Origin of the sequence: Streptomyces sp. CAU 1734 (assembly GCF_039888735.1) — a bacterium.
GTDB lineage: Bacteria > Actinomycetota > Actinomycetes > Streptomycetales > Streptomycetaceae > Streptomyces.
The window spans coordinates 89,817-103,831 of the sequence record NZ_JBDQQP010000006.1 but is presented as its reverse complement, the minus strand read 5'-3'; the positions used below and the strand labels follow the sequence as shown (position 1 = coordinate 103,831).

Annotated in this window: 13 protein-coding genes; 4 read left to right on the top strand and 9 right to left on the bottom strand. The window is 73.4% G+C overall.

The window, feature by feature from the left end; genetic code table 11:
* Nucleotides 1-95 precede the first annotated feature (95 nt).
* On the top strand, nucleotides 96-602 hold the full coding sequence (locus AAFN69_RS13195; protein ID WP_347728629.1) for an FBP domain-containing protein: 507 nt from the start codon (nucleotides 96-98) through the stop codon (nucleotides 600-602).
* Nucleotides 603-690: 88 nt separating this feature from the next.
* Here AAFN69_RS13195 and AAFN69_RS13190 read toward each other — a convergent pair whose 3' ends face one another.
* Nucleotides 691-1,224, bottom strand: a complete 534-nt coding sequence (locus tag AAFN69_RS13190; protein WP_347728628.1) for a GNAT family N-acetyltransferase — start codon at nucleotides 1,222-1,224, stop codon at nucleotides 691-693.
* A 259-nt stretch (nucleotides 1,225-1,483) separates the two neighbouring features.
* Here AAFN69_RS13190 and AAFN69_RS13185 point away from each other — a divergent pair, with 259 nt between their 5' ends.
* Together AAFN69_RS13185 and AAFN69_RS13180 are read left to right on the top strand one after the other, a co-directional pair.
* Nucleotides 1,484-2,041 carry a peroxidase-related enzyme gene (locus AAFN69_RS13185; RefSeq protein WP_347728627.1) on the top strand — a complete coding sequence of 186 codons (558 nt, stop codon included), beginning with the start codon at nucleotides 1,484-1,486 and terminating at the stop codon, nucleotides 2,039-2,041.
* Between the two features lie 11 nt (nucleotides 2,042-2,052).
* On the top strand, nucleotides 2,053-3,444 hold the full coding sequence (locus tag AAFN69_RS13180) for an MFS transporter (RefSeq protein ID WP_347728626.1): 1,392 nt from the start codon (nucleotides 2,053-2,055) through the stop codon (nucleotides 3,442-3,444).
* Nucleotides 3,445-3,510: 66 nt separating this feature from the next.
* Here AAFN69_RS13180 and AAFN69_RS13175 read toward each other — a convergent pair whose 3' ends face one another.
* The 4 genes from AAFN69_RS13175 to AAFN69_RS13160 form a co-directional block, all read right to left on the bottom strand.
* Nucleotides 3,511-4,065 (bottom strand): NPCBM/NEW2 domain-containing protein, encoded by a 555-nt coding sequence (locus tag AAFN69_RS13175; protein WP_347728625.1) that lies wholly within the window; start codon nucleotides 4,063-4,065, stop codon nucleotides 3,511-3,513.
* A 1,458-nt stretch (nucleotides 4,066-5,523) separates the two neighbouring features.
* Complete coding sequence (locus tag AAFN69_RS13170; RefSeq protein ID WP_347728624.1) at nucleotides 5,524-8,007, bottom strand: penicillin acylase family protein; 2,484 nt, start codon at nucleotides 8,005-8,007, stop codon at nucleotides 5,524-5,526.
* A gap of 345 nt (nucleotides 8,008-8,352) precedes the next feature.
* Nucleotides 8,353-9,150: an SAM-dependent methyltransferase gene (locus AAFN69_RS13165; RefSeq protein WP_347728623.1), complete on the bottom strand. Its 798-nt coding sequence runs from the start codon at nucleotides 9,148-9,150 to the stop codon at nucleotides 8,353-8,355.
* Nucleotides 9,151-9,503: 353 nt separating this feature from the next.
* Nucleotides 9,504-9,950, bottom strand: coding sequence for a nitroreductase family deazaflavin-dependent oxidoreductase (locus AAFN69_RS13160; RefSeq protein ID WP_347728622.1), 447 nt, complete (start codon nucleotides 9,948-9,950; stop codon nucleotides 9,504-9,506).
* Between the two features lie 260 nt (nucleotides 9,951-10,210).
* Here AAFN69_RS13160 and AAFN69_RS13155 point away from each other — a divergent pair, with 260 nt between their 5' ends.
* Entirely contained in the window at nucleotides 10,211-10,639 is a 429-nt protein-coding gene (locus AAFN69_RS13155) for a DUF779 domain-containing protein (RefSeq protein ID WP_347728621.1), read from the top strand.
* On the opposite strand, the gene AAFN69_RS13150 is transcribed toward AAFN69_RS13155, so the two are convergent.
* The 4 genes from AAFN69_RS13150 to AAFN69_RS13135 form a co-directional block, all read right to left on the bottom strand.
* Nucleotides 10,620-10,814, bottom strand: coding sequence for a hypothetical protein (locus AAFN69_RS13150; RefSeq protein WP_347728620.1), 195 nt, complete (start codon nucleotides 10,812-10,814; stop codon nucleotides 10,620-10,622). The two genes, AAFN69_RS13155 and AAFN69_RS13150, sit on opposite strands and share 20 nt — an antisense overlap.
* 460 nt (nucleotides 10,815-11,274) lie before the next feature.
* A complete protein-coding gene (locus AAFN69_RS13145) occupies nucleotides 11,275-11,940 on the bottom strand; it encodes an ATP-binding cassette domain-containing protein (protein ID WP_347728619.1) in 666 nt (221 codons plus the stop codon).
* A 110-nt stretch (nucleotides 11,941-12,050) separates the two neighbouring features.
* Nucleotides 12,051-12,968 (bottom strand): ABC transporter ATP-binding protein, encoded by a 918-nt coding sequence (locus AAFN69_RS13140; protein WP_347728910.1) that lies wholly within the window; start codon nucleotides 12,966-12,968, stop codon nucleotides 12,051-12,053.
* 65 nt (nucleotides 12,969-13,033) lie between these two features.
* Nucleotides 13,034-14,011, bottom strand: coding sequence for an ABC transporter permease (locus AAFN69_RS13135; protein ID WP_347728618.1), 978 nt, complete (start codon nucleotides 14,009-14,011; stop codon nucleotides 13,034-13,036).
* Nucleotides 14,012-14,015: the final 4 nt, after the last annotated feature.

The following is a 14,015-nucleotide window of genomic DNA, read 5'->3' as shown; positions in this document are numbered from 1 at the left end:
TCCCGGCCGGGGGCCGGGGGCCGGGGCCCCTGCGGACGAATCGTGCCGATTAATCAGAGTGCGCCATGATTCCGCGTCGCATAGGGTCGGGGCCCGTGGAACCGCTCAGTGAGAATCAGATCCGGTCGTCGTTCGTCAACTGCACCAAGGGTGAGGCGGCGCGGCTCAAGCTGCCGCTCGACTTCGCCGAACTTCCCTGGGGTGAGCTGGATTTCCTGGGCTGGGTGGATCCGGGGGCGCCGCTGCGGGCCCATCTCGTACTGCCCCGGGCCGATGGTCCGCTGGGGATCGCGCTGCGTGTTCCGGCGGTGGGCCGCACCAGTGCGGTGAAGTCCAGTCTGTGCCAGCTCTGCCTCACCGGGCATGCGTCCTCCGGCGTCACCCTGTTCGCCGCCCCCCTGGCGGGCGCGCGCGGGCGTGCGGGCAACACCGTCGGTCTCTATGTCTGTGCCGACCTCGCCTGCTCGCTGTATCTGCGCGGCAAGCGGCAGCCGAGGCTGCGGTCGGGCCGCTATGAGGAGTCCCTGACTCTGGACGAGCGCATCGGCCGTATGTCGGAGAATCTGGACGGCTTCGTGGCCCGGGTGACCGAGAGCGCCTGATGCGCGGGTTCCGCCGGGCGGTGTGCCCCGTCCCGGCGCGGTGCCCGCGGGCCGCCGGCCGGGGCGGCGCACGGGGCACACCGCCCGGTCAGCCCTCGTACTCGGTGAGGTCGATCGCGTGGATGTTGAGCGCGTGGCCGTGCTCCGGGTCGGTCGCCTCGCGCTCCAGCTCCATGCCGAGCTTGCGGATCACATTCCCCGAGGCGTCGTCGCCCGCCCGGCTGACGCTGATGACCCGCTCCAGGCCCCGGTCCTGGAGGGCGAACTCCAGCGTGGCGTGGGCCGCTTCGGAGGCGTACCCCTGGCCCCAGAAGGGGCTGCCGAGCCGCCAGCAGATCCGTACGGCGGAGTGGGTGCCGGGGAGGGAGTCCAGGACGGTCAGCCCGACCGCGCCGGCCAGCTCGCCGGAGGCCAGCAGCTCGACGGCGAAGACACCGAAACCCTCGTCGTCCCACTCCTCCTCCCAGCGCTCGATCTCCTCCGCCGTCTCGTCGAGGCCGATGGCCGAACCGTCGCCGGTCCAGCGCATGACCTCGTGGTCGGCGTTGATCTCCGCCATGGGGGCGAGGTCGTCGTCGTGCCAGCGGCGGAGGATGAGGCGGGGGGTACGGATCTCGGTCATGGCCCCATCCTGCCGAAGAGAGGCCGTCCGGCGGTAATCGGTGCCGTTCGGCGCCGCCGGGGGACGGGCGTGCGCGTAAGTCCTCGCTGCTCATGGCTGATACCGGGGCAGCGGGCCCGGTGTCGTGGCGGGCCGGAGCGGAAGGTTCGGATCCGGCCATGCGGACGCCCGATCCGGCAATCTGGGAGTTGGGCGGCCCGGGCCGGATCGGGAGCATGAGTTCCCTCTGCCGAGCCCGACCTCCGAGGACGTGCCGTATATGCCGCACATCACGCTGAACAACGACCATCCGGGGATCCGGGGCCTGCTGGCCCAGCGGCCGGACACCGCCGCCCCGCTGAATCAGCTCGCCAATGTCCTGCTGCGCGAACCGGCCTCGCTGAGCCGGGGTGAGCGGGAGCTGATCGCCGCGTACGTCTCGGAGCTCAACAAGACCGCCTTCTGCTCCGGGACCCACGGCGCGGCGGCGGGAGCCCAGCTGGAGGGGGGCGCCGACACGGTGGCCGCGGTGTTCCGGGATCCCGGAACGGCTCCGGTGAGTCCCCGGCTGCGGGCCCTGCTGCGGATCGCGGCCGAGGTCCAGGAGGCGGCCCGGCCGGTCTCCGCCGAGGCGGTGGCCGAGGCCCGGAAGGAGGGTGCCGAGGACGCCGACATCCATGACACGGTGCTGATCGCCGCGGCCTTCTGCCTGTTCAACCGCTATGTGAGTTGCCTGGACACCGCCATCCCGGCGGATCCGGCCTTCTATGACGAGGCGGCCCGTCGCATCGTCGGCCAGGGCTACGGCCGTGGCCTGTCCACCCCGTCGGCAGTGTGAGGAGGGACCCCATGACCAGTACGCTCAACGCCGCGTCCGGCGCCGAGGCGCCGCGCCGGCCGCAGTCGCACCGCCGCTCGGTCGCGGCGACCGTGGTGGGCAATTTCGTGGAGTCCTTCGACTGGCTCGCCTTCGGACTCTTCGCACCGCTCTTCGCGGCACAGTTCTTCCCTTCGTCCAACCCGGTGACCTCGCTGCTCGGGGCGTTCACGGTGCTCGGCATAGGGGTGCTGGTCAGACCGCTCGGCGGGATACTCCTGGGCCGGCTCGCCGACCGGCGCGGGCGCAAGCCGGCCCTGATGCTCTCCATCGCCCTGATGGGCGCCGGTTCCCTGCTGATCGCCGTCAGCCCCACCCATCAGCAGATCGGGTGGTTCGCTCCGGTCCTGCTGCTGGTGGCGCGGATGGCGCAGGGCATCTCCGCCGGCGGTGAGTGGCCGTCCGCGACCGCCTATCTGATGGAGATGGCGCCGGCGAAGCGGAGGTGCCTCTACGGCAGCCTCTTCTCGCTCACCACGGTCGGCGGCGCCTTCACCGCCTCACTGCTCGGGGGTGTGCTGACCGGCGTACTCGGGAAGGACGGGATGACCTCCTGGGGCTGGCGGGTGCCGTTCCTGATCGGGGGTGTGCTCGGGATCCTGCTGCTGCTGGCGCGCAATCAGCTCGCCGAGACCGAGGTGTTCCAGCGCGAGGCGCGGACCCACGCCTCACGGGGTTCGTTGCGGCTGCTGCTGACCCGCTACCGCCGCAATGTGGTGGTGTCGATGATGTTCGCGGCCGGGCTGGGCTGTGTGGCCGGCAGCTGGACCACGGTGGTTCCGGCGATGGGCCAGCGCCTGGCCGGTCCGGAGACCATGTTCTGGGTGATTGTCTCCGTCACCGGCACGGGAATCCTGCTCCAGGTGCCCCTCGGCCTGCTGGCCGACCGGGTGGGGGCGGCCCGCTTCCTCTCGGTGGCGGCGGTCGGCATGGCCACGGTGGGTGTCTGGGCGTATCTGAGCATGGACGCGACCGTCACCGGTCTGGTGCTCGCGTACGGCACCGGCGCCACCTATCTGGTGTGCGCGAGCATCGTGCTTCCCAAGCTGCTCTCGGAGATCTACCCGGCCCGGATCCGGGCGCTGGGCATGGGACTGCCGTACGCGCTGACCTCGGCGGTGCTGGGCGGGATCGCCCCGGTGGCCGCCACCCAGGCGGACGCCAACGGCGCCTCGGAGTGGTTCATCGGCGGTGTGGCGATCGCGGTGCTGCTGGCGCTGCCCGCGGCCGTCGCGGTGCGCCGGCTCGACCGTGAGCTGGGCGGAAAGGCGGTACCGCCGGTGCCCGCGGCGAGCGTCCCGCCGGCGAACCCGCTCGTGGCGGCACCGAGCGCACCTCGCGAGGACGCCCGGCTGGGCGGCTGACCGGCGGCCGGCCGGGGGCTTCCCGCCCCCGGCCGGCCGTGTGGTGAGTGCGCTCCCCCGGGCGGGTCAGCCGCCGTGGAGCACGGGATCGCCGAGGGCGATCGTGGGGGTCTTGCCGCCGGTGGGTTCGGCGGTGATCCGCAGGGTGACGACCCCGGTGAGGTCCACCGTCGCGCGGACCGGCTTCCCGAGGGCGGCGGGGACGCTCTCGATCGTCCGCCGGCCGTCCTTGAAGGTCACCGTGGCCGAGTGGTCCGCGGAGCCGTCGGCGAGTCCCACCATGACGGTGAGGCTCTTGTACTCCTCACGGGTACTGAAGATCATCACGTCCCAGCCGGAGCTGGTGGCGATGCCGTCGGCGTACCGCTTGCCGCCCATCGTCACCGGACCGCGCTCCCAGGTGCCGAGTCCATTGACGGACTCGATACCGGTGAGCGGAACCTCGGTGGTGGGTGCCGGGCCGTCCTCGGGCGCGTCCGTGCCCGCCGGGAACGGCGCCGACGCGACCGGCGGGGGTGTCGTGGCCACCACCGCCGTGTCCTCGGCGGGCGGAGTCACCCAGGAGGGGACGCCGTTGAACACCAGATACAGACCGACGACTCCGGTGATCGCCCCAACCACCGCGAGGGTTCCGTTTCTGCGCCCGCCGGGCGACCGGTGTCCTGATCCGGGCAGCGGCGGGCCCGGTCTGGACGCGGGTGATGAGGAACCGGTCGGTTCCGTGGTCATCCTCGCCCCTCCCCCTTGGCAACAGTCACGGACGTGTGCGGAGCCGCATTGAACTCGATGCGAGCGGTCCGGGACAAGTGCCCGCACGGTACCGATTCAACCGCGGTCCGGGGCGCGCCCGCCGGATTCCGGAAAGGGCCGCCGCGACGGGGCGGGGGTTGGGGCGCGTCCGCCGTGCGCCCGGTCCGGTCCGTGGCCCGGCGCCGTTCCACGGCTCCCGGCGGCCGGTGACTTCACCCCGGCGGACCGTGCGTGCGGTCGCAGAAGCGAACAGAGATCCTTCGCTGCCAGGGCTGTCCTGGCCGCGGCCCGGCCCGGACGGTGCCCCGGCCGCGCACCGCGGGGCTCCGGTCCGCGACACGGGCTCCAACGGGGGGCGTCCGTACGCCGACCGGCGGAGTGCGATGGTCCGGTCGCGGCGCGACCCGTGCGGGATGGCGCCCGGCCGGCGGGCGAGGGCACCCGTACGCCCACCGGTCCTCTCCGCGCCACCGGTGCGGACTCCGGCCGTCCGGGCGAGGTCTCCCGCATGGCCGGGGCCCGTCGGGATTCGGCGGCGCCGGCACCGTATCGGGAGCCGTTCCCCCGCGGGGCGGCCTTCGCCCGCGCCAAGAGCAAACGCGCGACCGTGCCCACGGCCGGCCGGAGCACGGCCCGGCCGCGGCCCGGCCGGCTTCACCGGGCCAACGTTGTCAGGACCGCAGGCCGCCGCGGCGCGGTCCCGGCTGTCCGAGGCCACCGCGCTCGGCACTCCCCGGGGGCCGTGATCATTTCGTAAGGCGCCGCAGGGGCTGAAGGCGAGGCGGTCGCGCCGGGCAGCCCCTCGGTTCGCCGGTGGCGCGAAGGACGGCGAGACCTTCCTCCCGGAGAGCGAGCGCGCCCTCCGCGACGTCTTCCCCGCGGTTCCGCGATGGGGCCGGGATCGGCGCGTTGGCGCCGCGCGGCCACTCCGGTGGACGGCGTGGGCCGCGGTCTCCGCCCCGGCGGAATCGCCCTCGCGCCGGGCGCCGGGGCCGAGCGGGAGTACGGGGAGCGTCACCGGCACCGCGAGCGGAGGGCCGGGCCCCGTCGGAGGCTGTCGAGGGGCACACCGCCGACCGCCGTTCCGGAGCGGCGAGCGCAGCGGCCGACGGCGTGGACGGCGGTACGGCGGTACGGCGAGACCGGCGGCACCGAGGGGCGCACGGGCAGCGATCAGTGTCGCCGGGGTACGCGGGGTATGCGGCCTCCCCGGCGGAACCCGGGCCGGGGTTCCGGACCGGGGTTCCGGACCGGGGTTCCGGACCGGGGTTCCGGACCGGGGTTGCCCGCCCCCTTCGCGGGGGCGGGCAACCGGACGCCGGCGGCCGGTCAGCGGTGTTCGCGCACGACCACCCTCCTCAGCTCGGGCGAGGCGTTGATCTCCGCCTCGCAGAATCGCGGGGTGACCCACTTCTCCCGGGAGAAGAGCCGGGTCTGATCGGACGAGTGCGGCGAGCCGGGATCGGACGACTGGCCGTAGGTCAGCAGGGTGCGGGCGACCGGGCAGCCGGAGCCGTCCCAGGTCACCGCCTGGATGTAGCTGGAGCCGTGGACGGCGTCGTGGTATCCGCCCGCCGCGGGGTCCCACTCGGAGGCGATGAAGTTCCAGACCCCGAGCGTGTGCGAGCCGCCCGGCAGCGGGATACGGGATCCGGTCCGCTCGACGAAGTGGTGGCTGCCCCACTTCGCGTCCGGCGCGACCCCCATGGCACGCAGTTCCTGTACGGCGTCGGCCAGCGCGGTCGCCACGGCGGGCCTGCCGGTGTCCAGGGTGTGCGGGGTGCGGACGGGGTCGGAGGCGGAGAAGGGCGTACGCCACAGCTCGTCCTCGGGCACACGGTCGGTCAGCCGCTCCCAGAACCGGTCGAAGAGCAGGGCTCCCCGGCTCCCGGTGTTCATCTTCCGGTCCCACGCGCGCAGTACCGGGCAGGCGGCCGAGACATCGATCCGGGTGCCGTCCGAGGCCGCCGCGGTGCCGCCGGGCAGGGCGGCGCAGGCGCGCGCCACATCGGCCGCCGCCATGTCCCCGGCCGGGGCCCGGTTGGCGAACTGGTGCCGCTCGATGTCCTTCAGCCGCACCCCGCCGCGCTCGGTGAGTGCGGACAGGTCCTCGGTGCCGCCCCGGGTGCGGAGGCTGCGGGCGGTGGCGGTGTCACCGAAGACCCGCTCATAGCCGGTGACCGGACGGTCCGGGTGGGCGAGCCACGCGCTGTCGTTGGAGTTGACGGTGTACGGGGCGTTCCGCAGGGTCGGCATCCGAGCGGGGCCGAAGATCCCGGGGCGGGCGGCGTCCCGGTCGCGGCCGAGGGCGCAGCCGGTGCGGGAGCCGTCGAGCACGGCGAGTCCGCCGGCCGGGTAGGTCGCACGGCCCAGGGCGGTGGAGCACTTCTCCGCCAGCTCGTCGGTGATCCTCGGGACCACCTGCGACTGGGTGAAGAGGCTGCCGCCGCGGGAGTCCGCCGCGATGGTGTTCAGCCAGGGCAGACCCTGGACGCGGCCGAGCCCTGCCCGCATCTCACCGGTGGTGCGGGAGCCGGCGAGGGCGAGCGCGCTGTCCCAGATCCCCAGATGGGCGGCGTTGGGGTCGTTGAGCGCGTACGCGGAGGTGGTGGTCCAGGGCAGTGGTGTGCGGCCCAGATACGGCAGCGAGGTGACGACCGGGCCGTACCGGGTCCACCACTGGTGGCGGGTGACGGTCTCGCCATCCCCGACGGGGACGGTGACGGTGCGTTTGGCCATCCGCTCGCGCCGGCCGTCGATGAGGTAGGCGGTGGGGTCGGCCGGATCGAGCTTCAGCTCGTGCAGGCTGACGGTGACTCCGGTGGAGACGGTGTGGCTCCAGGCGACCTTGTCGGTGTGGCCGATGTTGATCACCGGGGAGCCGAGGACGGAGGCGCCCGCCACATTCAGCTCGCCCGGGATGGTCTGCTGGGACTGCCAGAATCGGCGTCCGCCCTGCCAGGGGTAGTGGGGGTTGCCCAGCAGCAGACCGCGGCCGTTGGCCGTGGTGGAGCCGTGCAGGGCGACGGCGTTGGAGCCCAGGCCCGGCATGACGCGGCCGTGGGCGGCCCTGGCCTCCCGTGCGGCCTGGGCCAGGTCGGCCCTCGCGGGCTTCGGGGGCTTCGGGGGCTTTCCGGCGCCCGCGCCGGAGGGCGGGCGGGCGGAGGAGAGGGCCTCGGCGGCGAGGCCATGGCCCGCGGTCACATTCAGCGCGTGGCCCAGGACGGCCAGATCCTCGGCGGTGACGGGGGTGACCCAGGACTTCCCCCGGCAGGCGGGGTCCTTGATCTCGTTCTGTGCCAGCCAGGCGTTGTAGCCGCGGGCCCAGCCGCGCAGCATGTCCCGGGTGTTCTTCCCGGGCCCGACGGGCGGCGGGGCGGTCAGCAGTTTCCGGACGGTCCCGGCATCGCGCAGCCCGCGGAACCAGAGGTCGCTGGAGAGATTGGTCCGGGCCTCGGTGTACCCGCTCGCGGGCCGGGCCCGCGGGCCGAAATGCAGGGACCGCTCGCCGCGCAGGGTGAGGAAGCCATTGGCGAGCACACAGACCTGATCGGCCGCCTGCGCCCAGCCCGATCCGAATCCGAGGCCGGTGTAATTCCCGGCGGTGATGTGCGGAATGCCGTACTCGGTATAGCGGATGCTCGCGGAGAGGGATCCCGAGTGCGGGCTGACCGTCTTTTCCCCGGCCGGGGATCCGACGGCGGACGCCGTGGGCTGGAGGGTCACCGCCGCGGACACGAGCGCGACGGCGGCGATGGAGAGCCGGCGCGTCCGGCCCGCGCGGCGGGGTCTGTTCGAGGTGGCCGGAGACAAGGTGCGGAAGAACAAGTTTTCTCCCAACTGTGGTGACTGGACGTGCTTCCGCATGCCCTGCGCATGGGCATGCGGGAACAACTCATCAACAAAGGAAACACCTTGTCAAGCAGTGAACTCGGAGCCCGCCGGCCGCGTCTTCACCACAATGCCGCGTCCATGGGAGAGCCCCGCCGCCGCCTTCACCAATCGCTCATATTCTGTTTGTTTTCCGCCAGAAAAATGAGGGATACGACTTCAATTGGCGCATTCCCGATCCCCCTTTCATCTGTGCACGGGAATTCACGCCCCGGAGCAACCCCAAGCGGCCGGAACGCGTCCGGAAGCCAGGCCGTCTCTTGCGGCCTAGGGCTTGACCGCCACGAAGCCCCACTGTTCCACCGGCTCGGCGGGGACCGGGCCGTCGGGCCGCCACAGGCTGATCGGGCCGAAACCCGGTTCGATCAGATCGAGTCCGGCGGCGAAGGACAGCACGGTCCCGGCCGGCCGTGAGACATAGGGCAGGGCACCGCCCTCGGCCCATTCGTCGGACGCGGCACGGGATTCCGGGGTCTCGACGGTGTCGCAGAGAATGAGACAGCTCCCGGCGGGAAGCGCGTCCAGATAGCCCCGGACCAGGGCCGCCGCCCCGCCGTCGTCGGTGACATGGCCGAGCGTGGAGAGCAGCATCACGGCCACGGGCCGGTTCAGATCGAGCGTGCGGGCGGCCTCGCGGAGCACGGCCGCGGGGTCGGTGAGGTCGGCGTGGACGTAGTTCGTCTCCCCGGCGGGGTGGCCGACCAGGAGGGCGCGGGCGTGGGCCAGGACGATCGGATCGTTGTCCACATAGACGATGCGCGCGTCGGGAGCGGCGCGCTGCGCCACCTCATGGGTCGCGTTGGCGGTGGGCAGCCCGGTGCCGAGATCGAGGAACTGCCGTATGCCCGCCTCCCCGGCGAGATGGCGCACGGCTCGCGTCTGGAAGGCGCGGGAGGCCCGGGCGATCTCGATGATCTGCGGGAACGAGCGGGCGAGTTGTGAACCCAGCGCCTGGTCGACGGCGTAGTTGTCCTTGCCGCCGAGCCAGAAGTTCCACACCCGCGCCGAATGCGGTGTCGTGGTGTCGATCTGGTCGGCCTGCGGCTGCGGCTGCTCCGCGCTCATGGGGGGTCTCCTCGTGCCTTCCCCGCGCCGATCGCACGGGGTTGATCATCCATGTTTCCCCACGCGTCACACGGATGCCAACAACTCCCCTTCCGCCGGGCCTCTTTGACAGCGTCGCCGCCCGTCCGGCGGCGAAAAGCCCTTCACCGGGGCGGGCCGGCCGGGCCGGGGCCGGGCCGCCGGGGAAACGTACTCATGGACGAGCGGTGAAGCAGCCGGTCCGGGTGCACGCGCACGGCCGGACAGCCTCGGCGGCGGGGCGGGGGGCGGTCATGCGCACGGTTCCGGCCGGCCGGGCGGACACTCGGCGGGGAGGCTCCAGCGCCCGCCCCGGCGCGGCGATGGCCCCGCGGTCAGTGCCCTTCCGGCACCGGCTCCAGCACGAAGACGGGGATCGTGCGGTCGGTGTTCTTCGCGTACCCGTCGTAGCCGGAGAAGGCGGCGACCGCGCGCGTCCACCACTCCTCGCGCTCCGCGCCGCTCACCTCGCGCGCCCGCATGTCCTGGCGCCCGGGGCCGTCCTGGAGCTCGACCCGGGGGTCGGCGACCAGATTGTGGTACCAGACGGGGTGCTTGGGCGCTCCGCCGGAGGAGGCGACCGCGGCGTACCGGCCGTCGTGCTCCACCCGCATCAGCGGGGTCTTGCGGAGCAGACCGCTCCGGCCGCCCCGAGTGGTCATGATGACGACGGGCATGCCCGCCATGGTCGTGCCCTCGGTGCCGCCGGAGCTCTCGTAGAGGTCCACCTGATCGCGTACCCACTGCTGGGGACTCGGCGCGTACTCTCCCTCAAGAGGCATGGTTCCATCCCATCGTCATGACCCGGGATCCCGGGAAACGCCAGAGAAAAACGGACTCCTCGGCCACTCCGCGGTCACATCGGTGCGAGCGGGCGGCGGGCAACACCGTACGCGAATCGGCGGCACGGATTCCGCCGGGCCGGAGCGGGATGGCTCTCACCGGACGGAACGAGGCGCGTTCCGCCCCGCGCGGGTCCGCCGGCCCGGCGTCGCGGCGCGTTGCAACGGTGTCGCAACCCGGCCGGTGCTCTGCTGGGGAGATGGCAGATTCTCCGTGTGTGGAACTGACCCCGGCAGCCGCCGACCTCCTGCGCCGGCTGCGGGCACTCCACGGTCCGCTGATGTTCCACCAGTCGGGAGGCTGCTGCGACGGCAGCGCGCCCATGTGCTACCCGCGGGGCGAGTTCCGTACGGGCCGGTCCGACATCCTGCTCCAGGAGCTGCGGGTGGCGGGGGTGCCCGAGGACATCTCCTTCTGGATGTCGCGCAGTCAGTACGAGCTGTGGAGCCATACCCGGCTCGTGGTCGATGTGGTCGAGGGCCGCGGCAGCGGTTTCTCGCTGGAGGCGCCGGAAGGAGTGCGGTTCCTGATCCGCTCCCATCTGGTGGAGGACCCCGCGCGGCAGGGGGTGGAACCGTCCGCCGGGCGGGCGGACCGAGGAGCCCCGGTCAGGGGTGGAGACCGCTGACGACCTCGGCGGTGGCCGCCACTCCCTCATGGATGGAGGGCGCCATGCTGGTGCCGGCGAGGAAGAATCCCAGCAGGAGACAGACCAGGCCGTGGGAGAACTTCAGCCCGCCGTTCTTCATGAAGATCACCGCCAGTACCACCAGCAGCAGCACCACCGAAATTGAAATGACCATCGCCAACCTCCTTCGCCGCGCCGGATTTGCGGCATTCGGCCGTAGTCTGGCGCAGCGGAGGTCCCGAACGGCTGACTGGCGTGCCCGCCGTACGGGTGATTGATGCCGGGTGCGGGTCCGTGCGCCGTTCGCGCGGCCGCTGCGTGCTTTGTCGCGGGCCCGTCGCGGGCGTTGGCGCGCGGCCGGCCGGATCCGGCCGGCACGAGGTCGCCGGCGGGGCCCGCTCGCGGGGACCCGGCGGCTCGGCCCCTCGCCAGGAGCCGGACTCGGCCGCGCCGGCCTCAACGCGCCCGAGGCCGCGGCCCCTTGCGGGACTCCGCCCCGGACCCCGCGCCTCAAACGCCGGCGGGGGCTGAGATCGCCGCCGAAGCCGTCCCGCACCCGGCGGGGCCGCAGCACCCGCCGAGCCCGACAGGGTCCGGATGGGGCGATGGCGGCAGAGCCGGGATCGGCGGAGGAGCTAATCTCCGGCGCGGGGTGGTGGGGGCCAGTTCACGGTGTGGTCGCACCAGCGTTCCAGGAGGACCCGGTCGTGGCCCACGGCCAGCAGGCCGGCGCCCTCCTGGCGGCGGTAGTGTTCCACGGCGGCGACCAGCGCGGCCGTGGTCGACGCGTCCAGCATCGCCGTCATCTCGTCGCAGATCAGCCAGCGCGGGCGGAGCACCAGCGCGCGGGCCAGGCAGGCGCGCTGGAGCTGGCCGTCGCTGACCTCGTGCGGGCGGCGGGTCAGCAGGTCCCCGGTGAGGCCCACGGTGTCGGCCAGTTCCAGGGTCCGGGCGGCCGCCTCCGCGCGGCGGCCCGTGGCGCGGAGGGGTTCCGCGATCAGGTCGCGGAGGGGGAGGCGCGGGTCGGCGGAGAGTCTGGGCTGCTGGAAGACGACGCCGATCGCGGTGCGCTGGGCGCGGGGGGCGGTGTGGCGCCAGCCCCGGGCGGGTTCGCCGTCGATGACGACACGGCCCGCGTAGGGGCGGTGGAGCAGGGCCGCGACCCTCGCCAGGGTGGACTTTCCACAGCCGCTCGGGCCGAGGAGGCCGGTCGACTCGCCGGGGGCGAGGGTGAGCGAGACATCGCGCACCACCGGCCGGCGCGGGTCGTACCCCGCGGTGATCTCCTGGAGTTCAAGCATGCGGGCCGTCCTGGCGGTTGCGCGGAGCACGGGAGTACGGAGCACGGGAGTGCGGAGCACAGGGGTGCGGGACCGGGGAGCCGGGCGGGTGCTCCGGGATCCGGCGGGGCTCAGGCATCGTTGCCGGTCCGGTCGCCGGGGGCGGCCGGCGGGTGGTGGCAGGCCACTCCGGAGAGGAGGGCGGGGCGGGTTCCGCAGCGTTCGGACACCAGGTCGCAGCGGGCGGCGAAGGCACACCCGGCCGGGAGGTTCCCCAGCTCCGGGGGGAGGCCGGGGATGGGGGTGAAGTCGCGTTCGGGGAGGGCCGCGAGGAGCCCCCGGGCGTACGGGTGGCGCGGGCCCGGCTCGCCGAAGAAGGGCCGGGCTCCGGTGAGCTCGACGATCCGGCCCGCGTACATCACGGCGACCCGGTCGGCGATCCGCTCGGCCGCCGCCAGATCGTGGGTGATCATCAGCAGGGCGCGGCCCTCGTCGGTGTGGCGGCGGAGTTCGTCGGCGGTGCGGTCGACGAGGTCGCGGTCGAGCCCGGTGGTGGGTTCGTCCGCGAGGAGAAGCGGTGCGTCGCCGATGAGGGCGAGCGCGGTGGCGGCGCGCTGGGCGAGTCCGCCGGAGAGTTCGTGCGGATAGCGGTCGAGGTGGTCGGCGGGGAAGGCGGCCCGCCCGGCCGCGGCGACGGTGGCGGCGGCCGTCTCCCGGCGGGGTGTCCCGGTGAGGGCGCGCAGGGTCTCCGCGAGCTGCGCGCCCACGGTCCGCACAGGGGTGAGATGGGCGGCGGGGCTCTGCGGTACGAGGCCGACCCGCCGTCCCCGTACGGTGCGGGCGAGGGTGCGCTCGTCGGCGGCGAGCAGGTCGATGCCGTCGACATGGGCGGTGCCCGAGGTCTGCGCGTTGCCGGGGAGGAGGCCGAGGAGCGCGGAGGCGAGGACGGATTTGCCGCAGCCGCTCTCGCCGACGAGGGCCAGGCACTCCCCCGCCGCCAGGTCGAACGAGGCTCCGGTGACAGCGGCGACATGGCGTCCGCCGCGCATCCGGAACCGTACCGAGAGATCCCGGACCGTCAGGACCGCGGCACGGGTGCCGGGGCGGGGCTCGGTCACAGCATCAGCTCCGATCGGCGGCGGGGGTTGATCCGCTCCCGCCAGGCGCCCGCGAGGCCCGCGATGGCGAGGGTCGGGATGATCAGGAAGAGGCCGGGGAAGAGGGTGGGCCACCAGTCGCCGGCGAGCAGCGAACCGCGCGCGGTCTGCACCAGATTGCCGAGGCTGGCCTGGTGGGAGGGGAGTCCGAGGCCGAGGAAGGAGAGCGCGGACTCGTGCCACATCGCGTGCGGCACCATCAGGACCGCCGCGAGGCCCGCCTGGGGCAGTACGCCCGGCAGCAGATGGCGGCCGATGACCCGTGCCCGGGAGGCGCCGCCGGAGATCGCCGCGTCGATGAACGGCCGGGAGCGCAGCGAGAGCACCTCGGAGCGGACGATACGGGCGGTGGAGAGCCAGTGGGTGAGGGCGACGGAGGCGACCACGGGCCACACCCCGGGGCGGAACATCGCCACGATGAAGATGCCGAGCAGCAGATGCGGTACGGAGGCGAAGGTGTCGACCAGGCGCATGACGATCCGGTCGGTCCAGCCGCCGAAGGCCGCGGCGGCGGCTCCGACCAGGGTGCCGACCACGGTGGCGGCGAGCGCCGCGACCAGGCCGACGAGGAGGGAGACCCGCAGTCCGTAGACACAGCGGAGCAGCAGGTCGCGGCCGACGTCGTCGGTGCCGAAGGGGTGTTCCCAGGACGGCGGCAGCAGCTTCCGGGAGAGGTCGACGGCCTGTTCGTCGAGCTGGACGACGGGCGGCATGACGAGGACGGCGAGCACCACGGCGGCCACGATCACGGCGGAGACCGAGACACGGACGGAACGGGTGGAGCGCCGGGTGCGGCCCCGGGAGCGCCAGGCCGGGGAGCCGGCCGTCCCGGGGCGGGTCGCCGCCTCCGCTGTCCCGGCCGCGGCCTTCGCGGTTCGCCTTTCGGTCTTGGCGGTCCGGGTTTCGGCCTTCGCGGTCCGGGTTTCGGCTTTCACGGGC